This is a genomic window from Phycisphaeraceae bacterium, assembly GCA_015709595.1.
Classification (GTDB): Bacteria; Planctomycetota; Phycisphaerae; order Phycisphaerales; family SM1A02; genus CAADGA01.
Window position 1 is genome coordinate 1,023,030 of record CP054178.1, and the last position, 25,038, is coordinate 1,048,067.

Here is a 25,038-nt window from a genome sequence, read left to right on the forward strand (position 1 = left end):
CGGCGAGTGGTCTGACCCCGGTCACAACCTCCCGCACCAACCCCCATCCGGGCCCCGCCACCCCTTCCCGCAGGCCCTGATCAGGGTCGCGGGCGCCTGACCCCGTGGGGATCATCGTACACCCTCCGGGAACCTCGCCAAAACCCCTTGATGTTCGCATTATGTACGGGTATCATCCGTCCCACGGCATGCGACAATGCCTCGGGCAGGGCGGACGCAGGGTTCGCAGGGGGCCGGCTCGTTTGCCGGTCGCGGGGCTGCTCGCTCAGAAACCACAGCAGAAAGGATACGTCATGAGGATTCGCTCGTTCATCGGCGGTTTCGCGCTCGGGTGCGTCACCTTGCTCGGGGCGGCCAACGCCTTCCAGCAGGATCCGCCCGACATGGAGCAGATGGAGAAGATGTGGCAGGAGGCCATGGAGAAGTACGGCACCCCCTCCGACGAGCACAAGATGTACGCCAAGCGCGAAGGGTCGTGGACTTTCATCGGCGAGCACTGGGTGACTCCCGGCGTCGCGGGACCGCCCTTTGAAGGCACCGCCGACTTCACCATGCTCCTCGACGGCCGATTCCTCGGCGGGCACCACACCAGCAAAGGCCCGATGGGCAACTTCGAGGGCTATGGCCTCAACGGCTACGACCGCATGAAGAAGAAGCACACCTCCATGTGGGTGGACAACATGAGCACCGGCATCGTCACCATGGAAGGCGACGCCACCGGCCCCAACACCTACGAGTTTCACGGCATGATGCCCGACCCCATGAGCGGCAAGTACGTCAAGTACCGCTCCATCGAACGCGTGGTTGATGAGGACACCCTGGTCATGGAAATGTACGGCCCCGGGCCGGACGGCAAGGAATTCCTGACCATGAAGCTCACCTACAAGCGCATCAAGGACTGACCGGCGCCCGCCTCTCTGCGAGAAGAGAAGCGTCCACCGATGAACGCGGATGGACGACGATGGAGATCGAAACGGGCGTTCTCAATCCGCCCAGGCGTCTCGCCCTGATCGGCCCCCTTCCGCATGGGAGGGGGCTTTTTTTCGTGCCGCTCGGGGTCTGCCGCGAACCCGAACCGCCCGATCGGATTGCCCGCACCCGCGCTGAAACATCCCCGTTTCTCCGTGTCCATCGGTGGATGAAACGCTCCGGCCACGCACGAAGGAAGGAAACGCCGCTCCGCGGGATTCCTGTTTGGTTCATCCGGCCGATCGGGTATTCTGTGAACGCTGACACTCGGAGAAGACACGATGCGTTCTCGGACCTTGATTCACCGGCTGCCATCCGCCGCCCTCCTCGCCGCGCTTCCTCTCCTGCCCGCGGCGGCCGCGTTGGCTCAACCACCGATCATCGGTCCACAGAAGCGCATCGACCCCGGCGGCGGAACATTCGCCGCCAACGAGACCACCGTCTCCGCCAGCGAGTTCAACCCCAACGTCATCGTGGCGGGGTGGAATGACTGGCGCCGCTCCACCGCCAGCGAGATCATCAACTCCGGCTTCGCGCTCTCCTTTGACGGCGGGCAGACGTGGACGGACTTCCTGCTTCGCCCGCCGCCCGGCTTTCAGACCAACGTCGAAGGCGACCCCATGACCGCCTACGACGACCGAACCGGCGCCCTGTGGGCCGGGGCGCTGGCCTTCGGGGGCACGCACCTCTATGTCGCCCGGCTCAACCCCGGCGACACCCAGTTCCAGCCGGCGGTCATCGCCCGCTCGGGCGGCGGACTCGACAAGTGCTGGATGGCCGCCGGCCCGCGGCTCAACCAGCCCAACACCACGCGGCTGTTCATCGCGCTCAACGTGGGCATCCTCTGGTCCGACGACATGGGCGCGACATGGAGCGCGCCGATCAACCTCGGCTCGGGGCTCGGCTTCCTGCCGCGCGTCGGACCCAACGGCGAGGTCTACGTGGCCTACTGGGACGGCGGATCGGGCATGCGCCTGCGCCGCTCGCTCAACGACAGCGCGTCCTACACCGACCACCTCGTCGCCACACGCATGGACGTGTGGGGCACGCAGGACGGCTCACGCTTCCCCGGCCAGTTCCGCGTCCCTTCCATGCTCTACTTCGACGTGGACCAGAACACCGGCCACCTCTACGCCTGCTACTTCGACACCACCAACCTCGTGGGCGGCAACCGCAACGTGGACATCTACTTCACCAAGTCCACCAACCAGGGGACGACGTGGACCACGCCCGTCGTCATCAACGGCGACAGCAACCCGCCCGGCGACCAGTTCTTCACCTGGCTCGAAGTGGACAAGGACGGCCGCATCCACATCGTCTTCGCCGACTCGCGCCACACCGTGCAGAATGACAACGTCATCAACGGCATGTTCGACGTGTACTACATGTACAGCGACGACGCCGGAGCCACCTGGCACGAGCACCGGCTCACGCCCCAGTCGTGGAACAGCAACAACGACGGGCTCAACCGCTCCAACCAGTTCATGGGCGACTACTTCGGGCTGGCCGCCGCCGGCAACCGCATCTACCCGGTGTACCTGGATACCTCAGCCGGCGACCCGGACATCTTCACCAACGTCATTATCTTTCCCGAGAATCAGTCCACGCTCACGGACGTGCGCGTGACCACGGGCGTTCGCCTGGCGGGCGACCTGGATTCGCTGCGCAACTCGGATGACGTGGTCTACCGCACGCGCTCCGGCTTCGGACGCACCTTCACCGACCTGCACAACCTCGACATGCAGGTGGACGGGGTGACGAGCGTCGAGAACCCCGCCACCATCGACCTGACCATCGAGTCGCGCATCAACCAGCCCACCGGCGCCGCCCGCGTGTGGCTGCGCAACTGGAACGCCAATCGCTGGGACGTGGTGCGCAACTACACCGTGGGAAGCACCGAGGGCGTGGAGACGATCACCGGCATCCCCGCGGCCAGTTACGTGGACAACAACGGCCTGATCCGCGCCCGCATCCGCCACGTCGTCACGGCGCCGGTGTTCGCGTTCACGTTTGAGTCGTACTTTGATCAGGTGAAGATGGAGGTTGGGGAGTAGGGTCCAGGGACGAGCCGCGACCATCATGGAGCGGTCGGCGCGCCGTGGCGCACCGCCGCTTCGAGCTACTCCGTCCACAACAGGAGCAATCGCACCGCCGATGGAAGCCCGTCGAGCACGTCGGGAGGCATCGCCAGCCGCACCTGCCGACACGTCGCGTGGACGTGGTTGCGGTATTCGGACCAGATTGGGCGAGCCGGGTGCTCGGCGGCGCGACGCGCCCTCAGCGCGTCGATCTCAGCCGGGTCGGCGGCCTCCGTCATCGCCTTCAGCCACTCACGCCGGGGCGTCGGGGCGTCATAACTCTCAACGGCTCGCATCATGCGCTCTCGAATCTGATCCTGGCGGGCCATCGCCGAGGTGAGTATCGCCTCGACCGCGGCGCGAACCGACTCCGGGCACTCGATCGCGCCCAGTTGCTCGCTCAACATGTCGATCGGCGAGGGGGCGTAGATGCCGGGGTGGCGGCGGCTCTCCACCTCACTCCGAAAACGCCGCGCCTGCTCGGGATCGAGCGCCGCCATCACGGGCTCGAACCGCCCTGCCGCGTCGCGGATGCCGTACATCAGGTCGAGCGTCCGATAGTGTCGATCTTCCCACGCCTTGCGATGGTTCGCCGGATCCCGCCGCGCCAGGTGCTGACTCTCGGGCCTGATCGGCCATTCGTCGAGTTCGACCTTCGCCCGCCGATACGCCTCCACCGCCTCGGCGTAGCCGTCGATCCACTGCTGGGCTGCCTCGGAGAGTTTCGGCGTCGAGTCCGGTTCCACACCGATCGCCTCGAAGATGACCCTCGGGTCAAACGCCCACGCAATCCGGTGCCAGGGGTGCTCCGCCACGAACGTACTCAGCCGCACGTCACGCTTGATCTGACGCCACCATTCACGTCGATCAGAATCAAGCATCGCATCGATGCGTTCGGTCAGCTGCGCTTCGAGTTCGGCGCGCCGCGCCGACCACGCCTCCCACGTCGCGTGCCAGCCGAGATCGGGCTCTTGAAATGGCTGGTCGGGGTTTTCGGCGCGCCAGGCGTTGCGCTGACGCTGAATGTCGGCCATGCGAGCGTGCGTCTGAGCCAGCGCTGCGTCGAACGACCGCCGGTATTCGTCATAGAACGCGGAGAACAGCGCGGCGGCGGCGTCATCATCGAATCGCAGACGCTCCTTCGCCAACTGAAAGTCCGCCGACGTGAGCATCGGTCGGAACTCGGGCAGGGCGAGGAACTCCGGCGTCAGCAGGCCGACTCGTTCCGAGCGTGCCGATTCGCCCGAGTCCGTGAGGATGGCGCCCTGTGCGGCGACGACATTCGGGGCAAGCCACATCATCATGGCGAGTATCACCCTGAGTCGCCAAGGAAACGTCGGGCATGCTCGCACCATGCCCAGTCCATGCAGACATGTGCCACGGACCACTCCCTCACGGTCGCGGCTCGCTTGGGGGCGATCTGCACAATAAGGAGGAAGCGGTGTCATCATTCCCGTGTCTCCCCGTCGAGAACCCGGCCCAGTTCCGCCTCGATCTCCGCGCCGAGGGCGCGATAGGCCTGCAGCGCTTCCCGGTGGCGGGCATGTTCCTCGAACTCTCCGCTCGGCGCCAGTTGAAGCATCGCGCGAGCCAGCCACTCGCACTGACGCATCACGCCCGGCGTGCCGTACAGATCATCCTCGGCGGCCATGAGACGTCGGCGTTCCGAGGCCCGACGCGCTTCCAGCCCGGCCCGCATCGATTCGATCCGCTCACGCTGCTCGTCGTTCAAGTCGTTACGTGCGAGCGCGGCCTCGATCAGCACATCGATGCGCGTGGGGCGCAGAATGGCCGGGTACATCCGACGCTCGTACTCGCGCCGGAATCGTTCGGCGTTCTCCTCGGGCATCGCTCCGGCGATCATCGGCGCAAAGCGGGCGACAACCTCCCGCATCGCCGGTCTGGACCCCAGACGCCTGACCCACCACGCCGTCATCCCTTCGAGATCACGTTCGGCGATGAATCGCTGCCGCGACAGATCCGCGGTTCGAGCGGCGGAGTACGCGGGGCGGGCGATCGCATGAATCGCCTCCTCGAACTTCCGCAGCAGCACGGCGACGGCGGGCGCCTCCAGCGCGTGAGGCGCAATCTCCTCCACAAGTGCAATCAGATCGGGAGGATTCCCGGAGTCATCACGCCCTTGAGCGAGTGACTGCCGTCGGTAGAACGCTCGCTCCAGCCAATCCACTTGTGCCGTGCGACCAGGGGAGGCCTCTCGCAAGTCGCGGAAGTACCGATCCAGCAGGCGCTCCACCTCGCCCTGCCGGGCGTTGATGAACCGAACGCTGTCGCTGAGTGACCACGGCTCATTCAAGGTGCCGGATGGGTCGACACGGTCAAAGCCCGATCGCCAGCCGTAGAAGCCGGTGTGGACCGCCATCAACGCGTCATAGTCGGCGGTGAATCGGTCGAACACTTCACGGGCCCGCGCCGCGTCCGCTTCATTCGTCAACTCCAGGCGGTGGACGTGTTCCTCGAACATGCCCCGCGAGATCGGCGGCGCTTCCTGCGCGACAACCGCGGACGAAGCAGCCCACGACGTCAGCAGCGCCACGACCACGCACCACCAACGCAGTGCGGTCCACTCCCATGTGCCGGATGGTCGCCCTACATGGCTCATGCACCTACCGCTCCCGCTGCAATTCTAGCAGGCGGGAAGCGACGGAGCGCGAGTGTGCGGCTCACTGATCCAGAATGAAGTAGTACCGCCCGTCGTCCAGCTTCTGGAAGTTCCCCTCGAACAGGCCGCGGTCATCGAAGAGCGAATCGACCTCGAGCATGTAGTCGTCGTTCTGCGTCTCGCCGTCGCCGTTGAAGTGAACGCCTACCGCCGTGAAGATGCCGAAGTTGTCGGCCTCGGTGTCCCATCGTCCGCCGATGGGGGTGATTTCGGCGAACTTGGCGGGGTCGATGTAGGGCTCCAGCTCGGCGGGGAGCTCGCCGGTGTTGCCGTTGGGGACGTTCATGCGGCTCTTGGCCATATAGACCAGAATGCCGTCGCCGAAGATTCGGGCATCGCTGATGAACGCCACCTGACGGGCTTCCTTGCTGAACGTGCCGAACGACGGGATGACGATCGCCGCCAGGATGGCGAGGATCAGCACCACGATCAGAATCTCGATCAGGGTGAACCCGCGTCGGGCGAAGCGCGTGACGGCGTGTCGGCGGCGGTCGATCGACATGGGTGGTGGACCTCGTGGCGCGTCCGACCCCGGCGCGGCGCGCTCACTCCGACTATCGGATACGATCGCCCGGCACGGCATCGCGCCCGGGCAATCCGCGCCGGTGATGGCCCTTGCAGCCCGCAGGGTTTCGCGCCGCGTGCCGATAATGCGAAGCGTGCGGGTGCCAATGAACGCGCCAGGCGGTGCTTGCGCCGTGCATCCGTCAAGAGGGGAACGCCCTCACCAACGAACAGGCCCGCCGGCACATGCCGACGGGCCTGCAAAGATCAGAGAAAGCGAGGGCTCAGCCGCGACGACGCCGACGGGCGCCGATCAGACCGGCGCCAGCCAGCAGGGCCAGCGCACCAGGCGCGGGAATGGGCTTGATGATGAACACCGCGTCACGGTGCAGACCATCAGGCGTGATGCCGTCATCGAACGACTCGAAGAACCGGAAGGTCCAGGTGCCGTTGTAGTTGCCGCCGTTGAAGGCGTTGGTGGAGCCGCCGGCGACGAAACGACCGGCGCTGTTGCCCCAACCCAGCGCGTTGCCCGCGATGACCACGCTGACGTTGTCCGGCGAGGTGATGCGGATGCGCATCTCCGAACCCCACGAGGGCGAAAACGCCTCGAAGGAGAGAGCGAAGGCAAAACCGATCACCGTGGCGCCCTGGCCGGCGTTCAGGTTGACCTGAACAACGGTGTTCGAACCCGCACCGTCAAGACCGTCGCTCGTGGAGCCGGACAGGTCAACGATGTCAGCGCTCGCCGTCGCCGCGAAGATCATGGAAAGGGCCGCAGTCGTGAGCGTTCTCATTTCTCTTTACTCCCTCAGTCTCAGACTCTGGTCGGTTTCTCTCTCCCCCGACGGGACTCCAGCCCACCGCAGGGTCACTGACGATTCTAACCGACCGCGTGGACGCCACAAGTGGAAAATCCGATTTTTTCAAGGTTTGCGATCGATCCGCTGACCGCCGATCGGGCCCCGAACCGAGCCGTCAAGATGGGCAAAAAGGGGAAGAGTGGGGTCACTTGCATCGGGGGCGAACGACCGCACCCCACCTGAATCATCCACACTTCATCCACATCTGGGGCCTGCGGATGTCCGGGGGTGTCCGAGGGGTTCCGGGAGTGTCCCGAGCTGTTTCCACTCTAAAAGGGCTCAGAGTCCGTGACGGCTCCCTGTCCTGGTATCCCGGCCAAGGGCCAGGCCATCGGCCATCATGCCGGAGGTTTCCCGCGGTTGGGAAGCGATCCTCGCCATTTTCCCGTGCCGGAGAACGCCTTGCCGAACGAATCCTGTATGAATCTATAGAGTAGGGGCCGCCTCGCTGCGTAAAAGGTGAGGAGGCCCTCGAGCGCGCCGCAAACCAGCGTCCATCGGTCGGAGTCACCCATGCGCGAGATCGTCCGAGAACTCAACCGCCTGCGCGACCGATCGCGGTTCATGCTGCTGCTGCAGCGAGGCAGCACGGTCGGGGCGTGGGTGCTCGGCACGGCACTGGGGCTTTCGCTCCTGGACTACGTCCTCCGATTCCCGCCGTTCTTCCGCGCTCTGTTGCTGGCGATCGGGCTGGCGGGTCTGGGCTGGCTGCTGGCTCGTCGGCTGGTTCCGGCGATCGGCTTCCGCCCCACGCTGACGGACCTGGCGCTGCGGGTGGAGCGCGCGGCGCCGGGGCTGTCTGGGCGTCTGGCGTCGAGCGTCGAGTTCGTGGCCGCGGGCATGACGACGACGAATCCGCTCGCGCAGCGCACCGTGGAAGAAACGCAGCAGCGACTGACGGGCGACCCCTTCGCCGCCGCCATCGACCCGCGTCGCACCTGGCGCGACGCCTCCATCGCGGGCGTGCTGCTGGCGATCGTGGCGATCCTCACGCTCGTCTCGCCCGCCTCGGCGGGCACGGCGGCGGCGCGGCTGCTCTGGCCGTTCGGCGGAGCGGAGTGGCCAGCGCGAACCGGCGTCGCGTCGATGATGCAGGGAGTGACCGTCCATCCGCGCGGACAGGCCCTGGCCTTGCGAGCCAGGGGCGTCAAGGCGCCGGGCGACGCCACCGAGGCCATGCGACTCATCGCCCGTTACCGGCTCGTTGAAGCCGACGCGCCTGGCCCGTGGCGCGAAGTCGTCCTGCGTCACCAGGGCGATTCCATCTACGAACAGCTCGTGGATACCGACGCCCAGGCGATCGAGTTCCGTTTCGTCGCCGCCGACTCGCAGACGGAGCCGGAGCGGATCATCCTCTCGCCGCCCCCCGCGATTCTCGCGGCGTCGCTGCTCGTGACGCCCCCCGCCTACGCCGCAGCGCACGTACCACAGGCGCGTCTGGAACTGGGTCCTGGTGTGGATGAGCGGGGCTTCACCGAGGCCCCCCTGCTGGCCGGCTCGCGGGCCGAACTGCGACTGACCCTCAATAAGCCGATCCCCGTCGAGTCCGCCTCGGACGCGACGTGGCTGCGCGACACGCTGGGGCTGCCCGGCGATAGTCCGCTGCCCGACCTGGTGGTGGAGGACGGCGAGCGACCCGTCTGGGTGCTGCGATGGACGCTGGAGCGCACGCTCGCCCTCAACCTGCACCTGGTGGACGAGCACGGGCTCTCCAACTTCGACGAGATCGCCTACCGCATCGACGTGGCGACCGACCGCGAGCCAGGCGTGGCCATCATCGAGCCGCCTTCCGATCAGACCGTGCTGCCCACCGCGGTGGTGCCGGTGATCGTGGAAGGTCGCGATGATGTGGCCCTGTCGGGTGTGGGCCTGGAGATGTTCCGCGCAGGCCGGACGCCCGAGGCGCCGTCCCATCCGCTGGGCGAGAAGTGGCAGGCGGCACAGGAATCCATGACGCGTCTGGAGCACCGCGTGGACCTTGCCGCGCTCCAGGCCAGCGAGGGCGACGTGATTGAAATCGTCGGCGTGGCCGAGGACGTGTACGAGCGCGACGGTGTGAGGCACGACCGGGCGCGATCGGCGCCGAGGCGTCTGCGCGTCATCAGCCAGCGTGAGTTCGGCGAGGCCCTGCTGCAGGAGCTCAAGGCCCTGCGTCAGAACGCCATCCGCCTCGAAGGCCAGCAGGCGGAGCTGCAGGACGACGTCATCGACGAGGGCGTGCAGCCGGGCGTCAGCCGGGCGCAGGAGCGCATCTCCGAGCGGCTCGCCGAGCAGCTCCAGGCGCTGGATCAACTGCGCCAGCGGCAGCAGATGAACCGCTTCGAGGACGCCACGCTGCAGTCGCTGGTCGAGCAGTCGCGGGATCTGCTCGAGCACGCCGGTCGCGCCAGCGCCCAGGCGGGGGCGGCCATCGAGCGACGGCAGCGCGACCAGGCGACGCAGGAGCAGAACCGGAACCAGAGCCAGCCAAACCCCTCGGGCGAGCCGACGGGTGAACGCGCAACGACAAGAGGCGATCGTCAGCAACCTGGTCAGCAGGATCAGAATCCGCCGCCGCGTCAGGGGGAACCGCGGCAAGCCGGTCAGCAGCAGCCGGGCGGTCAGCCGCAGGGTGGCCAGCAACAGCAGCAGGCCGGTGAAGCGGAGCAGAACCCGCAGGCCGGTGAGCCGCGGGAACAACGGGGACAGCCGCCCGAACCCGAACTGCGTCAGCCGGACGAGCGGGACCGCGAGATCGTCGAGCGTCAGCAGGAGGTGCGCGAGGAGCTGCGCGATCTGATCGAGGCCCTGGACCGCAACGAGGACACCTGGGTGATGAACCAGCGCATCCGCGACCTGCTGCAGGAGCAGGAGCGGCTGCAGACGGAAACCCAGCAGCTGGGCAACCAGACCACCGGACGCTCGCTTGACGAACTGGAGCCGGAGGAGCTCTCCGAACTCGATCGCATCCGTCAGCGGCAGGAGGGGCTGGCGGCCCGCATGCGCGACCTGATCGACGACCTGCGTCAGCGGGCGGAAGGACTGGAGCAGGTGGACCCCGCCGCCGCTCAGGCGCAGCGCAGCGCGGCCAACACCGCCGAGCAGCGCGAAACCGACCGCACCATGGAGCAGGCCTCGCGTCAGGTGCGCAGCAACCAGTTGCAGAACGCCCAGAACTCGCAGCAGCAGGTCCGCAACGACCTGCAGCAGATGCTGCAGGATCTTGATCGCAAGCGGGCCCGTGCCGAAGAGTTGCAGCGTCGGCTGGAGTCGCTGGTGCAGTCGATCGAGCGCCTGGTGACGGTGCAGGAGTCGGAGCTTGGTGCGGTCATCCGCGCCAAGGAGGGCATCGACGCCGCCGGACGCGACCGCGCCATGATCCGGCTCAGCCAGAACACGCAGGCGGTGGCGAGCGAGGCCCGCGCCGCCGGGCAGGAGGCGGCCCGCATCGCCCGCGCGCTGGACCGGGCGGCGGACGCCCAGGCGGAGGCCGTCACGCACCTGCGGGCCGCGCCCCCCGCGTATGACCTGGCCGAAGGCGCCGAGACACGGTCGCTTGACCTGCTCAAGGAGGCCCTCGCCCTGGCGAAGGAGCTGGAGCAGCAGGTCGAGGAGGATCTCGTCCGCCAGAAGCGCGAGGAGCTTCTCGCCGGGTATCGCGACCTCGCCGAGCGACAGGTGGCTCTGCGCGACCAGACGCTGGAACTGCAGCAGCAGGGCGAACTGGATCGCCGCGCGCTGGTCGAGGCCAGGCGTCACGCCAACGTGCAGGATGAAATCCGCCAGGCGCTGGAGGCGATCAAGGCCCGCACGCAGGAGATCAGCGACTCGCCCATGTTCTCGCACGTGCATGGGCTGGTGGACGCCGCCGCCCTGCAGGTCATCGAGCGGCTGCGCGAGGGGGACGTATCGATCCACGTGACCGACCGTCAGCGCAGCGTGGCGGAACTGATCGGCCGTCTCGTCTCTGCGCTCGAAGAAGAGATGGCGCCGCCCAACGAGTTCGAGGAGGACAACCAGGGAGGCGAAGGCGGTCAGGGCGGCGGGGGCGGCGGACAGGGGCAGCAGCAGCAGCCCCAGCCGCTCGTGCCTCCGCTGGCGGAGTTGAAGCTGCTGCGCGGACTGCAGGAACAGATCTACAGCGAGACCCGTACGCTCAATGAGGCATCGGGCCTCGACGACGCCGCCCGGCGTCAGCGGCTGCGCGACCTGTCAAGGCAGCAGCAGTCGTTGCTGGAGCTGGGGCAGCGGCTGCTCGAAGCGCTTCAGCAGCAGCAGGGCGGCCCCACGCCGCCCGGCGACCCGCGCACCGACGGCCCGACGGAAGGAGGCGCCCAGTGAAGCACGTCACGCGCACGGTTCTCATGGCCCTGGTGCTGCTCGGCACGCCGGCTTTCGCGCAGGACTCGCCGCCCGCGCCGCCCAGGCAGGATGATCCGAAGAAGGACGAGGCGAAGAAGGATGACGCCGCCAAGTCCCTCGATGAACTGCTGGGACTCGAGGAGGATGATTCGTCTCGCGGCGCGGCGGAAGCCGCCGAACGCGAAGCCAGGGACGCCCTCGACCGCGCCTTGCGGGCCAAGGAGATCTCCGACAACTTCCGCGACGCGATCCGCCAGATGGGCGTGTCGGCGGAGCTGCTGGGCGAGAAGTTCGACGCCGGACTGGGCACCCAGCGCGTGCAGGAGGAGATCATCCGCAAGCTGGACGACCTGATCGCCAGCGCGCGCAAGGAGCAGTCCAACAGCAGCTCCTCGTCGAGCAGTCAGTCGTCGAGTCAGCAGAACCGGCAGCAGCCGCGCCAGCAGCAGCAGAACAACCAGCAGTCGCCGTCGGACCAGAACGACTCCAGCCGCAACAACAACCCGGCAGACTCGACGCAGTCCAACGCCCCCACGCAGCAGCCGGAAGGTGAGCTCAAGTCGCTGCTGGCCGAGGGCGGGGTGGAGTGGGGCTCGCTGCCCGAGCGCGTGCGCGACCAGTTGATGCAGGCCATGCGCGACCAGCCCTCGGCGCTCTATCGCCGGTTGACGCAGGAGTACTACCGTCGTCTCGCGGAGGAATCGTCGAACTAGTCCCGGCTGAAGCGAAGACGCACGTCGGCGTACGGAGCCAGTGCTGATGCATCACACGCTCATCCAACTCATCGCGGCCGCGGCGCTGGGAATGGCGTCGCCGCTCGTCGCCGTGCAGGATCCCCCGCCAGGCGGCGGAGCGGGTTCCGGGGGTTCCGGGGGCGCGCCGCCCGCCGGAGCGCAGAATGACCCCCTTGCCGGTGAGATGACCGACGCCTCCGACAAGGCCGTGGAGCGGGGCTTCCAGTTCCTGCTTTCGCAGCAGATGTCCGACGGCTCCTTCGGTCGCGGGCGGCTGGAGTCCAACGTCGGCGTCACCGCCCTGGCCTGTCTGGCCCTCATGTCCGACGGCCACCTCCCGGGGCGCGGGGAATACGGCGAGGCGGTGCAGAAGGGGCTCCGGTTCATCCTCGACCGCGTCACCGAGACCGGCTTCATCGTCGGCGAGACCACTTCGCACGGGCCGATGTACGAACATGGCTTCGCGGCCCTGTTCCTTGGCGAAATCTACGGCATGAACCCCAGCGACGAGCGCGTGCGCGAGGCGCTGGTCAAGGCCACGCACCTCATCATCAACTCGCAGAACGACGAGGGCGGCTGGCGCTACTACCCGGTCCCCTTCGACGCGGACATCTCCGTCACCATCTGCGAGGTGATGGCCCTGCGCTCGGCGCGCAACGCGGGCATCAAGGTGCCCAAGGAAACCATCGACCGGGCCGTCGAATACGTGCGCAACTGCCAGAACCACGACGGGGGCTTCCGCTACATGCTGGGCACCGGGGGCAGCGCCTGGCCCCGCACCGCGGCGGGCGTGGCCTCGCTCTTCTACGCCGGCATTCACGAGGACAACGCCATCGACCGCGGGCTGGACTACATCGCCCGCAACGCCATGCCCGGCGCCGCCAACCGCACCGGCGAGGCCCACTACTTCTACGGCCACTATTACGCCGTGCAGGCCATGTACCTGGCGGGGGGCAAGCACTGGGAGAGGTGGTGGCCCGCCATCCGCGATGAACTGGTCCGCAGCCAGTCCAGCAACGGCTCGTGGCCCGACCACTACGCCAATGGGGCATACGGCACCGCGATGGCCCTCATCATCCTGCAGATGCCCAAGCGATATCTGCCCATCTTCCAGAAGTAACGGGGACGCGGCTTGAACACGCCATCGCACACGAACACTCCGGGACGGATCACCTCGAATACGGCCGCGACGCTCGTCGCGCTGCTGGCCGGGCTGCTCCAGGCGCTTGGTGCGTCCGCCGCCTCCCTCGTCGGACCCGCGCTCTCCCAGCCGGCGGCGTCGGACCGCTTTCTGCTCATCCAGCGGACCCGCCCGGCGGAGGAAGTAACCCTGGTCGAGATCACCGACGCCCTGGTCCGGGTGCGCGACCGTAGCGGCTCGATGCGATCGATCGACCGGCGCGAGTGCGTCGCCGCCATCGCGCTGGACGTGCGCGTCACGCCGGGGTCGGAAGGTCTGCTGGTTCTCACGGACGGCCAGCGTCTGCCCGGCCGCGCCCGACCCGGCTCGACCGACGGGGAGGGCGTCCTCACCTGGCAGCACCCATGGTTCGAGTCGCTGCGCATCCCCGCGCAGCGCCTCGCCTGGGCGCGGCTGACGCCCAACGCCCCCGAACCGCCCGCGGGCGACGCCGACGTGCTGCTGCTGACCAATGGCGATCGCATGGAGGGGTTGATCGAGTCCTTCGGGGACGAGATCACGCTTGACCGCGAAGGCGTGTCGGCCGCGGTGCCGCTGACCCGCGTCAGCGCGTTCCGCCTGCTCAACCCGCGCCGCGACCCCGCTCCTGATACGCCCCGGCTCTGGCTGCGCAACGACACGGTGGTGGATGTGGAGGGGCTTCGCCTGGCGGAGGACGGCTACCTGCGCTTCATGCTGCCTCTCAACAGCAGCGCCGCGGACGAGAAGAACTACCGGCTGGCGTTCGTGGCGGGGATTCTGTTCCAGTCCGGCGCGCTGACCCCGCTGGGGTCGATGACGCCCCACGACGTGGAAGGTCCGCGTTCGCGGTATCTCATCACGCCGCCGCGCGTGTCCGACGCTCCCGCCGCGCTCGACCTGAAAACCGTGGAGTACGCCGGCCCGATGCAGGCCCGCTACACGCTGCCCGCCGGGTCGATGCGCTTCGTGGCCGTGGCGCGGCTTCGCGACGACGCCGGGGCCTGGGCGGACTGCGAGGTCGTGGTGCGCGATGACGACCGCGAGGTCTTCCGCGCCCGGCTCAGCGCCGCAACCCGCAGCGTGGCGGTGAACGCCGACCTGTCCGGCGCGGAACTCTCCATCGAAGTCACCGAGGGGGCGCACGGCCCGATTCAGGACCAGGTGATCTTCGAGCAGCCGATGATCATCCGGCGATAGCACGCGCCCCTTCGCGGCACGCACGTTCGCCCGCGCAGAAACTGCGCGGGCGACGACCGCCGAACTCGACTCATTCACGCTCACGTGCCGATACAACCTGAATCGCGGCGAGTGGGTCGCCCACGACAGCGGGCCGCACTGGTGCATGGCCCGGTGGAAAGGAGTCATCCATGGCCTCGCGCATCCACATGGCGGTCCATCTGGCCCTGATGCTCGTCATCGCCGGGCTCGTGGTGCTGCGGCTCGATTCAAGCCGGGCGCATGACCTGCTGGTCGAGAAACTGAACGCCCGCGCCCTCAAGGCCGAGCAGCACGCCCGCGCGCTCCTGGACGAGATCGAGGCCACGCGACACGAGCTGCGCTTCGCCCGCGAGGATGAACGCCAGGCCCGGCGTGAGCTGGCCGCGATCAGCCGCCACCTGACCGGCGCCGGCCCCGCCGGTGACGACCCGGCGGCCACTCCCGCCCTGCCTCACCCGGACGATCCGATCTTCGCCCGCTTGGACCCCACCGATGCGTCCCCGTCCGCTGAACCGGCGGACGCGACGGCCTCCTCGCCTTCGACGCCAACTCGCCTCGCGACGGGGGAAGACGGTTCGACTGCCCGGTCGCCTTCCGGACAGTCGCCATCGGACGAGCCGCATGCCGCGCGCAGCGGCGCGCCGGTTGCGCCAGGAAGCGTCGCCTCGCCCTCGGCCTCCGACCTCGACGGGCTGCTGGCCCAGGCCGAGAAGGAAGTGCGCGAACGCTACCGGGATCAGCCGGAACTGCTGGCGCGGATGCTGGAGCTTCTCAAGCGCACGCGGGAGAGCAGCCGCCCGGAGTAGGTTCTCCCGTCGGACGCCCCGTCAGGCGAGGCGCCCGCGTCGTCAGCCAGGTCCATGCGCATCCTGTTCATCACCTCCGTTGAGAAGGAAGCCCAGGCGATCCGATCCTCGCCGCGCGAGGGGGATGGCTCGATGGTGGTCGTGTCGGGCGTGGGGCGGGTCAACGCCGCCTGCGCCGTGACGGAAACCATCCTGCGCCATGGTCCGTTCGACCTGGTGATCAACGCGGGAATCGCCGGCGTGCTGCCCGCATCCACGCCGCCCGGCGCATCACGGTTGACGTATCCCCTTGCGATCGGCGACGTGGTGCTCGCCTCGCGCAGCGTCTACGCCGAGGAAGGACTGCTGACCCCCGCGGGATTTCAGGATATGGCGGCTTTGGGCTTCCCCTTGGGCGACTTTCCGGGCAACGCCGTGCCGGGCCATGAGTCGACCATCGAGCGGCTGCGCGCGGCGCTGGAGGCGCCATCCACGAGCGGCTCCGCGTTCTCGGGGTTCGCCGTCGCGCCCATCGCCACCGTCGCCACCTGCTCGGGCGCCGATGACCTGGCGCTGACCATCGCGGCCCGCACCGGCGCTCTCGCCGAAGCCATGGAGGGCGCCGCCGCGCTGCACGCCGCCCGGCGACTGGGCACGCCCGCGATTGAACTGCGCGCCATCAGCAACACCACGGGCGACCGATCGCGTCAGCGATGGAACATCCCCGCCGCGCTGGAGGCGCTGGGTCGCGCGGTTCGCGCCGTGTCGGACGCTCTCTGACCCCGTGGGAGGCAGGGCCCCGTGGGCTGACGCGTCAAAGCGGGTGACCGGATTCGAACCGGCGACGTTCAGCTTGGGAAGCTGACATTCTACCACTGAATTACACCCGCAATCACGGCTCGATTGTACGCGCCTGCCGCGGTGACGCAACCACCTCTCGCGAGCGTTGACGACTCGACCGCGAGTCAACGTGACAGCGAGCGACGCGAGCCGTTGCGTCACCCGGACAACCGGCCGCCAACACGCATCGCGTCAGTGGACCGACTCGCCCGTCAGACGGGTACGCTCGTTCTGCGCCGCCGCATCCACCACCGCCAGCCAGAAGGGAGCGCCGAAGATGAGCGAGTAGAGGGTCAACCCGATGGTGCAGAGCCCGGCCAGCTCCCAGCCGTACATGACGACCGCCAGGATGAACGACACCAGCCCCACGCCCAGGATGATCCAGACCACCGACCTGGCCCCAGCCCAGTCGGCCCGCAGGTCCACTTCCTCATCGGTCAGGGCTGCCGGCGCCTCATTCGCCGCCTGGCTGACGGCGGCGGCGGGCCTCAGTGACGCCTCATCCGGCGCGGGGGCGTCGAGCAGGGCGCGATCGAAACGCAGGGTCGTCATGGCATCGTCTCCTTCGGCCGCTCCAACGAGACGCGGCGCGAAAAACATACCAATCGATCCGGATCAATCAAGACCAGTTGGTCCGATGAGGGAAGTTTCCCTGAGGGGTTCCGTTGTCGGTTCTCGGTGACACCGGATCAGCGGGATCGGGGTCTTCGACATGCTGGACGCACCCCACGCCGGAGCCGGGAGTACACTTGGACTGATGTCGCCGATCCGTTTGATTCCGGTCCGGTTGTTCGCCGCGCTGCTGATCGCGGCCGCCTCGGTGCTCGTGGCGGCGTGGGAGGGCCACGCGCAGCAATCGCCGAACTCGCCTCCCGCCGCCACGGGGTCATGGTGGGACCGCGCCCCGGTCGTCACCAGTCGCTACTACCGCATCAAGAGCGACCTGCCCCAGGAGCAGCTCAAGCCGCTGGTCGAGCACCTCGATCGAACGTTCGAGGCATATGTCGGGCTGCTGGGCAACCTGCGGCAGAATCTGCCCGCGTCATTCGATGTGCTGATCTTCGCGCAGCGGGCGGACTACGTGGCCACGCTGGGCAACCAGTACGCCGTCAACGGTCAGGGGAGCGGCGGCATGTTCTTCTCCAACCCGCGCGGCAGCGCGCTGGCGCTGTGGACGGAGAACCTGCCCATCCGACGCGTCCATCACGTCATCCAGCACGAGGGCTTCCACCAGGTGGCCTTCGCGCTGTTCGGGGGCAACCTCTCGCCGTGGGTGAACGAGGGGCTGGCCGAGTTCTTCGGTGAGGCGGCCATGGTCAACGGCAAACTGGTGCTGGGCCAGACCAACCCGCGCGTGCTGCGCAGCGTGCAGGACGCCATCGAGAAGAAGACCTACATCCCCTTCCGCCAGATGGTGCAGATGGACGGCGCTACCTGGAACGCCGCCGTGCAGAACGGCAGCGCCAAGGTGCAGTACGAGCAGGCGTGGTCGATGGTCCACTTCCTGGTGTACGGCGACGGCGGCCGCTACGACGCCATGTTCGGGCAGTACCTGCGGCTGCTCAATGCGGGATACAACCCCTACGAGTCGTTCGTGCGGGCTTTCCGCAGTGATGATCTGGAGGACTTCGAGCGCAAGTGGGCGGCGTTCATGTCGCAGGCCAGGCCCAGCGCGTTCACCACGGCGATGGAGCGGACGGAGTTTCTCGCCGCGGGCCTGCTCGAACTGTCACGTCGCAAGGTCTACCCCAAGACGATCGATGAACTGCGCGATCGGCTGCGTTCGATCCAGTTCACCTACACGATGACGCAGCACGGCATCAACACGGTGCTGAGCGCTGAAGATGACGCCCTCTTCACCGTGCCGACGGACGACCTGACGAAGAAGGACGCCGCGCCGGCCTTCAAGATCACCGAGACCTCGATGCGCGGCGTGAAGCCCAAGGAACTGCGGCTCAACCGCGACAACCCCTTCCCGCCCACGCTCACCACCGTGGACTTGGCCCCCAACAACCTGCAGGTGCGCTGGGTGCGCAACATGGAAACGAACGAGTTCACGTTCGCGATTGAGGTGGTGAGGTAGGGACTATCGGCTGTTGGCGGTTGGCTGATGGCTGATGGTTCAACCATTCTCTCCCCGATCGCGATTCCATGCGCACTCCGGGCAGACGACTCGTGCCCCCTCTCCCTCATGGAGAGGGCCGGGGTGAGGGCCGCTCTCCGGCCTGATGGGTGGTGGCTCACCCCTCACTCCTCCCACGTGCCCCCGCAGGTCGTAGGCGCACATCGGGCAGCGTCCGCGCCGGCGGCGGTGGGCGCGCTTCGCCGCGCCGATGCCGGTGAACAGGGCGAACCAGAGGGCGGCGTAGAAGAGGGTGTTGATGATAAGGCCGGGGAGGATGGGGCGGAAAGGGAGAGCGCGTCGATACTCGGAGATGTTCGACAGTGGACCGCTCGGCTTTGGCAGTTCAATGCCGCCAGCCAGGCCCCTCGGCACCCAACCGGTGCCCCGCAACTCGATGACGCTTCCCGCGTCGTACCAAAGCGCCCGGAGCGGCCAGCCACGCATCTCAACCCAACGTATCTCGCATACCCACTCCCCTGATGCGTACTGTGGAAGCGGATGTTCAAGGCCGCCAACTTCCGGTACCAACTCATGGGGCGCGGGTGACGATGACTTCGGGGCATTGTGAAAGTGGGCGTATCGCGCGCTCGAAACCAACGTTGTGCCCACGCGCTCCTCTCGGAACACCTCCCAGTCTTCCTCTCCCGACGACTCGATGGCGTGTGACGGCTGATAGACCTCCTGGCTGGGGTCATCAACTTGAATCAGCCACACCATCCCCCACGCCACCCCCACCGTCGCCACGACGCCGAGGGCGAGACAAAGCAGGATGCGGATGGCCCATCGCTTCACGGCCTGACCCTCATGCGTCCAGTTCCGCCGCCGCCGCGCGCGCCGCGGCGAGGTGCTCCGCCGATCCGTGCTCGCTGCACCACTGCTCGACGTACGGCCAGTCGAGTGCATCATGCTGGCGCGCGATGACGTGGATCACATCGCGCATGTCCTTTTCACGGGCGCGAAGCGCGTACCACCGCAGTTTCTGCACCTCGACATCTTCCGGCGTGGGAAACCAGGTCATGCGATCCAGGAACAAGACCTGCCTTCTTCGGGCAAAGCGTTTCTGATCGTGGGCATCATCGCTCAGTTCAAACGCTTCCAGCAGCAGGCCGCTGGGTCGATGCAGGAACTTGTGCTGCACCTTGCCGGTCACCGTCTCGAACGACAACTGCGCATCGCGCTCGAAGTCCGACCCGAGGCGTCGGGCCACTTGCGCCATCGCATCCGGCGCTGCTTCAATGAGAAAGTCGGCGTCGTATGTCGCGTCTGGGTCGCCATAGGCGCTGCTGACCCACGACGCCGTGACGAGGTGGGCAATCCCCTGCTCGTTCAGGGCTTCGATGAACAACTGGACTGCCTCGGGCGACTGGATCATGACCGCCGCGGCCCCTCACGGACTTCGCGCATGCGCTGAAGGAACCGCTCATGCACTTCCTGCTCATCGGCGTGCGGGTACTTCATGCGTATGCCCGCCCGAATCGACTCGGCGACGAGGTCGAACATGCCAAGCCCCGCCCACCCGCGCTGCTCGAACGTGAGCGCATCGATCGCCCGCCGCTTCCGCGACTCGAGTTCATCGATGAAGTCGCCCGTCGGTTTGACCATCGTTCGACTATTCTAGAAACGATCCCGAAATCCCCTCTCCCTCTGGGAGAGCGTTGGGGTGAGGGCGCCTTCTTCAAGGATTCCGCCCCTCACGCGGCCCTCTCCCCTCGGGGGAGCGGGTTCTCCTCCCTCACACCATCAGCTCCCGGATCGGCTCCGCCCCCTCCACACCGACGAGTTTGTGCTCCAGCCCGCCGAAGAAATACGTCAGGTGATTGGGATCGAGTCCCATTCGGTCGAGAATCGTCGCGTGGAGCCGTTTGACGTGGAAGGGCGAGTCCACCGCCGCGCTGCCCAGTTCGTCGGTGGTGCCGATCGACACCCCGCCCTTGATGCCGCCCCCGGCCATCCACATGGTGAAGCCGTAGGCGTTGTGGTCGCGTCCGGTGCCCTCGGCGTACTCGGCGGTGGGCTGGCGGCCGAACTCGCCGCCCCAGATGACCAGCGTCTCATCGAGCATGCCGCGCCGCTTGAGATCCTTCAGCAGCCCGGCGATGGGCATGTCGGTGTTGCCGGCGTGGTAGGAGTGATTCTTGTAGAGGTCGCCGTGGGCGTCCCAGTTGGCGTCGTCGTGGTTGCCGCCGGAATAGATCTGGATGAAGCGCACGCCGCGCTCCACGAGGCGTCGGGCCAGCAGGCACTTGCCGCCGAAGTCCCGCGTGCGCTCCTGATCGAGGCCGTAAAGTTCGAGCGTATCTTTGTCCTCGCCCGAAAAATCAACCGCCTCCGGCGCGTGCTGCTGCATTCGGTACGCCAGCTCATACGAGGCGATGCGGGCGGCGAGTTCCGAGTTATCCACACGCGGCTGCTGGTGGCGCTCGTTGAGGGCGCGCAGCCGGTCGAGCAGGCGCCGCTGCATGGGCCGCGTCATACCCTCGGGCAGGTCGAGGTCGAGGATCGGCACACCCTCCGGTCGCAGCACCGTGCCCTGGTAGGTGGCGGGCATGAAGCCGCTCGACCAGTTCTTGGCGCCGGAGATCGGCCCGCCCGTCTTGTCGAGCATCACCACGAAGCCGGGCAGGTTCTCGTTGACCGAGCCAAGCCCGTAGTTGACCCACGAGCCCAGGCACGGCGCGCCGGAGAGGATGCGCCCGGAGTTCATCTGCAGCATCGCCGAGCCGTGCAGGGGCGAGTCGGCGGTCATCGAGTGGATGAACGCCAGATCATCCACGCACTGCGCCACGTGCGGGAACAGGTCGCTCACCCACTTGCCGCACTGCCCGTACTGCCTGAACTTCCAGCGCGGCTCAACGATGCGGCCCTGGTTGCGATGGCCGCCCCGACCGAAGGTCTTCACCTGCACGGTCTGGTTGTCGCGGCCGATCAGGTCGGGCTTGTAGTCGAAGGTGTCGATGTGGCTCGGCCCGCCGTACATGAACAGGAAGATCACCGCCTTGGCGTGCGGCGCGAAGTGCGGAGGCCTGGGCGCCAGCGGGTTGCGGAAAGGCGTGACGCCATCCGCCGCCAGCGCCTGACGCGCGAAGAACCCTTCCTGCGCCAACAGCCCGGTCAGGGCCAGCCCCGTGAACTTGGCCCCCGCGTCCCAGAAGAACTCGCGGCGGTTGGTGCGGCGGCAGAAACAGGATTGGGGCTGGTCGGTCATGGGGCGGCGTGCGAAGCGCGGCGTCGTGGGCGCGGCTGGGAAGGATGGGACTACACTGCGCGGCGTCATTACCGCGATTCCATTCTCTCACAGATCACCCACATGTCAACGAAAACGCATCAACTCTGGCAGCAGGCGGCCTCGCTCGCGGCCCGGGCGCACCGGCACCAGGTGCGGAAGGATGGCGCCACACCCTATGCCGCCCATCCCTTCCGCGTGGCCATGACGGTGCGTCACGTCTTCGGATGCGAAGACGACGCCGTGCTCGCCGCCGCACTGCTGCACGACACCATCGAGGACACGGGGACCGACTACGACGAGATCCTCGAGCAGTTCGGGACGCGCGTGGCGGACCTGGTCGCCTGCATGACCAAGGACATGCGGCTGGTCGAGTCCGAGCGCGAGCGGGCCTATGACGCGCAGCTCGCCCGCGGGCCGTGGCAGGCGCGGCTGCTCAAACTCGCTGACGTGTACGACAACCTCAGCGAGGCGGCGGATGAGCGAACGCGCCGCAAGATGGCCGAGAAGGCGCGGCGGGCGCTCACGCTGGCGGCGGGTGATGTGGAGCTCACCGCGGCACGCCAGGCCGTTGAAGCGCTGATGGCGGAGATGGGAGTTGGTTGATCGAGGCAGGCGGGACGCCTGCCCTGCCGCCTATCGCTCAGAAGAACCCGCCGAGATTCATCGTCTGCGTGATGTTGCCCTTCACCTGCACGATCTCCAGAGCACGTCGGATGCGGTCGTTGAGGTCCGACAGGTGAGCCACCGAGTAGGCGTCGATCCTGCCCAGCGCGGCCTTGGCCAGCAGTGCATCGGTCTTCACCTTCAGGTTCTTCAGGTGGACCAGCGAGAGGGTCTGGATGGGACGCGGCAGCCCGCCGCCCTCGGTGGCGAAGTCGATCAGACGACCGACCACCTCGCTTTGCAGGTTGGCCCGAAGCGTGGAGATCATGGGCTTGCGGTTGGTGAACGTCGCGTCATCCACCGAGGCGTTCAGTTCGGTGAAGGCGGCGTCCACAATCTGGGTGAGCACCTCGGGCGTGGTCACCGCGTCCTGATCGGAGGGCGTGCGGAACTCGTTGTCGTACACCCGGCGCAGCGTGGTGGGGTTGAGCACCATCGAGAGCGCGGCGGCCTGCATGGCCATCACGCGGTCATGCACCGGCCAGGTGGGATCCTCGAACGCGCTCATGCCGCCCGAGTCGTCGATCCACTTGTCCACCGTCATGTGCATGAGCAGGTCGCTGGTCAGGCCGAAGGCGTCATCCGAGAAGGAGTTGGCGATGACGAACGCCAGGGCCTCGCGCTGCCTGGCGGGATCCACCGGCGTGATCGGCGTGCGCCCGTTGGGGTCGCCCTTGCGGTCGCGGTTGACATGCGAGCCGCCCACCCACGCGGCCATCATGTTCAGCATCTGCATCTGCTGGTTGAGCGTGGTCTGGTAGCCCATGCGCACGCGGGCCCACGACTGGCCTTCCTTGGCGAACTTGTCAAGCAGCCGCCCACGGTAGTACTTCACCAGCCGCATCTGGTTGTTGGCGTAGTCGATGGGGTTGGCGGTGAAGTCGTAGCGGCGGATGAGCGGGTCCGGACCGCCGACGTCCTCATCGGTGCCATACTGCAGTCCCGGTTCGGCGACGCGGGCGAGAATGGGCTTGAGGTCGCCGAACGTGTAGCCGTACTCGATGGCCCACAGGTCGTAGGGACCGATGTCGATCATGGCGTAGTCGCCCTGGACTTCGCCGGACTCCATGTTGATGTTGATGGGGTTGTAGTCCATCACCGATGAGGTGAAGGGCTTCTTTCCCTTCAGCGCTGGACTGTTGATTTCAGCCAGCGTGTAGGTGGCGCTGGCCTTGAAGTTGTGTCGCAGCCCGAGCGTGTGGCCCACTTCGTGCGCCACCAGGTCGGCGAGCATGGGGCCGACGAACCAGTCGGGCACGCCGTCGAGCAGGTCCGGCTTGGGCGCGGGGGGCTTGTCGCCGCCGGGCGTTCCGGGGGCGCCGCCCGGAGCGTCCTGTTCTTCGAGATCGGCGATCTCCAGGTGCATGCGCATCAGCTCCATCGCCAGCGCCTTGCCCCGACCGGCGAAGCACAGGCCGTTGCTCTGACTGACGCGGCCGATCAGCCCGTCGAACTCGTCGTCGCCCAGCATGGTGGGATCGACGGCGGCGGCGGGGTGCCCGCCGTACCGCTGCACGCCGCGCTTGGCGCGCTCGGACACCAGATAATCGCGCTGCGCGGGGGGCGCCAGGATCACGCGAGGATCCCACTGCGGGCGCTTTTCCAGCCACGCCAGCGTCTCGGCGGACGCGCCTTCCAGCGCGATCTCCGGCAGCAGGTCGTGGAACTGATAGTTGAAGACGCGAATCCAGCCGTCCGTGAGCACGATGTCCGCATCCAGAATCTCACCCGTGAGCGGATGGATGCGGCTGGGGCCGATGGCGGTGGAGATGTCGTTGCTCAGCCAGCGGATGAAGTTGTAGCGAACGTCCTCGGGATCCTTGTCCATGTGCGCGCCGGTGGAGGCGTCCTGGTAGTACACCTCGATGGCGTCGGTGATGCCCACCTTCTCGAAGGCCTTGTTCCAGTACAGGATGCCCTCGCGCACCCAGCGCCGGTAGCGCACCGGCACGGTGTGCTCGATGTAGAAGCGGATCGGCTCCTTCGGCGGGCTGAGCTGCAGGTTGGGAGCGGCCTTCTGCAGGTTCCAGCGCGTGATGTAGCGAACCCACTTCTCCTCGTTCTGGAACTTGCCCAGGTCGCGGTAGGCGGTGGTGAAGTACCCCACGCGCTCATCCGCCACGCGCGGCTGGTAGCCGGTGTTGTTGGGAATGTTGCTGATCGAGTAGTGGAAGGTCTTGATGACGCCTCCGCTGGCCGGGGCCTCGAAGGCGATCTCGACGTTCTCGGGAAAGGCCTTGGCCTTGGCGATGGTCGCCAGACGCCCGTTGATGCCCGCCGCGCTGAATCCGAAGAACGTGGTCGCGTGACCCAGCAGCAATGCGTCCATGTCGATCACCGGCCCGCCGGACGGGCCCATGGTCACAATCGGCACGTCCAGCAGCACGCGGTCGGTGAAGTGACGGGCCACGCTGGTGCGCGACTCCTGGTCGCCGGTGGAGCGCGTACCGATCTGCGGTTCGATCAGCGCCAGCCGGTCGTCAAATCGCTTCCAGTACACGTAGCGGTCGCCGGCCTGCAGGCCCGCCCACATGTCGCCGCTGGCCACGGTCATGGCGAAGAAGTGCCGCTGTCCCTGAAAGCCGCGCGGCAGTTCCGCCAGCATCTGGTTGGTCTTCTGGTTCACCCACAGGGTGTAGAAGGACTGCCCGTCGGTGGTGGAAACGACCTTGGTGAAGCCCTCGGACACCTTGTCGAAGGGGGGAAAATCCTGCGCCCACGCTGCGGCGGTAATGAACGACGCGAGCACGGCGCCGGTGAAGAATCCCTTCCGAGAAAGCATGATTCACTCCTTGGGCGGTTGATCCGGAGAGCCGGAGACGGGTTCCGCGGGTTCGAGGGGTTCCGGGG

Annotated in this window: 18 protein-coding genes, 1 tRNA gene and 1 pseudogene; 10 read left to right on the forward strand and 10 right to left on the reverse strand. The window is 67.2% G+C overall.

Translation table 11 applies throughout. From position 1 onward, the window contains the following. The first annotated feature begins 293 nt into the window (after positions 1-293). Positions 294-902 (forward strand): DUF1579 family protein, encoded by a 609-nt coding sequence (locus HRU76_04315; GenBank protein ID QOJ16858.1) that lies wholly within the window; start codon positions 294-296, stop codon positions 900-902. A 348-nt stretch (positions 903-1,250) separates the two neighbouring features. After that, positions 1,251-3,023, forward strand: coding sequence for an exo-alpha-sialidase (locus HRU76_04320; GenBank protein ID QOJ16859.1), 1,773 nt, complete (start codon positions 1,251-1,253; stop codon positions 3,021-3,023). Between the two features lie 65 nt (positions 3,024-3,088). Here the strand turns inward: HRU76_04320 and HRU76_04325 are convergent, their stop codons facing one another. The 4 genes and pseudogenes from HRU76_04325 to HRU76_04340 all read right to left on the reverse strand — a co-directional run bounded on the left by HRU76_04325 (position 3,089) and on the right by HRU76_04340 (position 7,028). Beyond that, on the reverse strand, positions 3,089-4,351 hold the full coding sequence (locus tag HRU76_04325; GenBank protein QOJ16860.1) for a hypothetical protein: 1,263 nt from the start codon (positions 4,349-4,351) through the stop codon (positions 3,089-3,091). Between the two features lie 143 nt (positions 4,352-4,494). Next, positions 4,495-5,667 carry a hypothetical protein gene (locus HRU76_04330; protein ID QOJ16861.1) on the reverse strand — a complete coding sequence of 391 codons (1,173 nt, stop codon included), beginning with the start codon at positions 5,665-5,667 and terminating at the stop codon, positions 4,495-4,497. Positions 5,668-6,106: 439 nt separating this feature from the next. Next, positions 6,107-6,229 (reverse strand): annotated as a pseudogene (locus HRU76_04335) (prepilin-type N-terminal cleavage/methylation domain-containing protein). A gap of 286 nt (positions 6,230-6,515) precedes the next feature. Further along, on the reverse strand, positions 6,516-7,028 hold the full coding sequence (locus HRU76_04340) for a hypothetical protein (GenBank protein QOJ16862.1): 513 nt from the start codon (positions 7,026-7,028) through the stop codon (positions 6,516-6,518). 579 nt (positions 7,029-7,607) lie between these two features. Here HRU76_04340 and HRU76_04345 point away from each other — a divergent pair. The 6 genes from HRU76_04345 to mqnB all read left to right on the forward strand — a co-directional run bounded on the left by HRU76_04345 (position 7,608) and on the right by mqnB (position 16,114). Beyond that, positions 7,608-11,414: a hypothetical protein gene (locus tag HRU76_04345; GenBank protein QOJ16863.1), complete on the forward strand. Its 3,807-nt coding sequence runs from the start codon at positions 7,608-7,610 to the stop codon at positions 11,412-11,414. After that, the gene (locus tag HRU76_04350; protein QOJ16864.1) at positions 11,411-12,148 is read left to right on the forward strand and encodes a hypothetical protein; all 738 of its coding nucleotides are present in this window, start codon (positions 11,411-11,413) and stop codon (positions 12,146-12,148) included. The genes HRU76_04345 and HRU76_04350 overlap by 4 nt, the downstream gene beginning before the upstream one ends. Before the next feature lie 46 nt (positions 12,149-12,194). After that, the gene (locus tag HRU76_04355) at positions 12,195-13,289 is read left to right on the forward strand and encodes a terpene cyclase/mutase family protein (GenBank protein QOJ16865.1); all 1,095 of its coding nucleotides are present in this window, start codon (positions 12,195-12,197) and stop codon (positions 13,287-13,289) included. A gap of 12 nt (positions 13,290-13,301) precedes the next feature. Beyond that, complete coding sequence (locus tag HRU76_04360; GenBank protein ID QOJ16866.1) at positions 13,302-14,528, forward strand: hypothetical protein; 1,227 nt, start codon at positions 13,302-13,304, stop codon at positions 14,526-14,528. A gap of 170 nt (positions 14,529-14,698) precedes the next feature. Further along, the gene (locus HRU76_04365) at positions 14,699-15,355 is read left to right on the forward strand and encodes a hypothetical protein (GenBank protein ID QOJ16867.1); all 657 of its coding nucleotides are present in this window, start codon (positions 14,699-14,701) and stop codon (positions 15,353-15,355) included. Positions 15,356-15,409: 54 nt separating this feature from the next. After that, on the forward strand, positions 15,410-16,114 hold the full coding sequence (mqnB, locus tag HRU76_04370; protein ID QOJ16868.1) for a futalosine hydrolase: 705 nt from the start codon (positions 15,410-15,412) through the stop codon (positions 16,112-16,114). Between the two features lie 38 nt (positions 16,115-16,152). Here mqnB and HRU76_04375 read toward each other — a convergent pair. Together HRU76_04375 and HRU76_04380 are read right to left on the reverse strand one after the other, a co-directional pair. Continuing rightward, positions 16,153-16,224, reverse strand: a tRNA-Gly gene (locus HRU76_04375). 142 nt (positions 16,225-16,366) lie between these two features. Then, positions 16,367-16,726 carry a hypothetical protein gene (locus HRU76_04380; GenBank protein ID QOJ16869.1) on the reverse strand — a complete coding sequence of 120 codons (360 nt, stop codon included), beginning with the start codon at positions 16,724-16,726 and terminating at the stop codon, positions 16,367-16,369. Between the two features lie 205 nt (positions 16,727-16,931). Here HRU76_04380 and HRU76_04385 point away from each other — a divergent pair, with 205 nt between their 5' ends. Further along, on the forward strand, positions 16,932-18,257 hold the full coding sequence (locus HRU76_04385) for a DUF1570 domain-containing protein (GenBank protein QOJ16870.1): 1,326 nt from the start codon (positions 16,932-16,934) through the stop codon (positions 18,255-18,257). 844 nt (positions 18,258-19,101) lie between these two features. Here HRU76_04385 and HRU76_04390 read toward each other — a convergent pair. The 3 genes from HRU76_04390 to HRU76_04400 form a co-directional block, all read right to left on the reverse strand. Further along, a complete protein-coding gene (locus HRU76_04390; protein QOJ16871.1) occupies positions 19,102-19,671 on the reverse strand; it encodes a hypothetical protein in 570 nt (189 codons plus the stop codon). Beyond that, the gene (locus HRU76_04395; protein ID QOJ16872.1) at positions 19,668-19,901 is read right to left on the reverse strand and encodes a hypothetical protein; all 234 of its coding nucleotides are present in this window, start codon (positions 19,899-19,901) and stop codon (positions 19,668-19,670) included. The genes HRU76_04390 and HRU76_04395 overlap by 4 nt, the downstream gene beginning before the upstream one ends. Positions 19,902-20,031: 130 nt before the next feature. Next, positions 20,032-21,504: a DUF1501 domain-containing protein gene (locus HRU76_04400; protein QOJ16873.1), complete on the reverse strand. Its 1,473-nt coding sequence runs from the start codon at positions 21,502-21,504 to the stop codon at positions 20,032-20,034. 102 nt (positions 21,505-21,606) lie between these two features. On the opposite strand from HRU76_04400, the gene HRU76_04405 reads away from it, so the two are divergent. Then, positions 21,607-22,128, forward strand: coding sequence for a bifunctional (p)ppGpp synthetase/guanosine-3',5'-bis(diphosphate) 3'-pyrophosphohydrolase (locus tag HRU76_04405; GenBank protein ID QOJ16874.1), 522 nt, complete (start codon positions 21,607-21,609; stop codon positions 22,126-22,128). A 37-nt stretch (positions 22,129-22,165) separates the two neighbouring features. Here the strand turns inward: HRU76_04405 and HRU76_04410 are convergent, their stop codons facing one another. Continuing rightward, positions 22,166-24,970, reverse strand: coding sequence for a zinc-dependent metalloprotease (locus tag HRU76_04410; protein ID QOJ16875.1), 2,805 nt, complete (start codon positions 24,968-24,970; stop codon positions 22,166-22,168). Between the last annotated feature and the right edge of the window lie 68 nt (positions 24,971-25,038).

What these genes read in the sequence shown, in the direction of transcription:
- HRU76_04410 (QOJ16875.1), bottom strand. Translation starts at nt 24,970, where the DNA reads ATGCTTTCTCGGAAGGGATTCTTCACCGGCGCCGTGCTCGCGTCGTTC.
- HRU76_04365 (QOJ16867.1), top strand. Translation starts at nt 14,699, where the DNA reads ATGGCCTCGCGCATCCACATGGCGGTCCATCTGGCCCTGATGCTCGTC.
- HRU76_04355 (QOJ16865.1), top strand. Translation starts at nt 12,195, where the DNA reads ATGCATCACACGCTCATCCAACTCATCGCGGCCGCGGCGCTGGGAATG.
- HRU76_04400 (QOJ16873.1), bottom strand. Translation starts at nt 21,504, where the DNA reads ATGACCGACCAGCCCCAATCCTGTTTCTGCCGCCGCACCAACCGCCGC.
- HRU76_04395 (QOJ16872.1), bottom strand. Translation starts at nt 19,901, where the DNA reads ATGGTCAAACCGACGGGCGACTTCATCGATGAACTCGAGTCGCGGAAG.
- HRU76_04390 (QOJ16871.1), bottom strand. Translation starts at nt 19,671, where the DNA reads ATGATCCAGTCGCCCGAGGCAGTCCAGTTGTTCATCGAAGCCCTGAAC.
- HRU76_04325 (QOJ16860.1), bottom strand. Translation starts at nt 4,351, where the DNA reads ATGATGATGTGGCTTGCCCCGAATGTCGTCGCCGCACAGGGCGCCATC.
- HRU76_04385 (QOJ16870.1), top strand. Translation starts at nt 16,932, where the DNA reads ATGTCGCCGATCCGTTTGATTCCGGTCCGGTTGTTCGCCGCGCTGCTG.
- HRU76_04330 (QOJ16861.1), bottom strand. Translation starts at nt 5,667, where the DNA reads ATGAGCCATGTAGGGCGACCATCCGGCACATGGGAGTGGACCGCACTG.
- mqnB (QOJ16868.1), top strand. Translation starts at nt 15,410, where the DNA reads ATGCGCATCCTGTTCATCACCTCCGTTGAGAAGGAAGCCCAGGCGATC.
- HRU76_04345 (QOJ16863.1), top strand. Translation starts at nt 7,608, where the DNA reads ATGCGCGAGATCGTCCGAGAACTCAACCGCCTGCGCGACCGATCGCGG.
- HRU76_04320 (QOJ16859.1), top strand. Translation starts at nt 1,251, where the DNA reads ATGCGTTCTCGGACCTTGATTCACCGGCTGCCATCCGCCGCCCTCCTC.
- HRU76_04340 (QOJ16862.1), bottom strand. Translation starts at nt 7,028, where the DNA reads ATGAGAACGCTCACGACTGCGGCCCTTTCCATGATCTTCGCGGCGACG.
- HRU76_04380 (QOJ16869.1), bottom strand. Translation starts at nt 16,726, where the DNA reads ATGACGACCCTGCGTTTCGATCGCGCCCTGCTCGACGCCCCCGCGCCG.
- HRU76_04405 (QOJ16874.1), top strand. Translation starts at nt 21,607, where the DNA reads ATGTCAACGAAAACGCATCAACTCTGGCAGCAGGCGGCCTCGCTCGCG.
- HRU76_04315 (QOJ16858.1), top strand. Translation starts at nt 294, where the DNA reads ATGAGGATTCGCTCGTTCATCGGCGGTTTCGCGCTCGGGTGCGTCACC.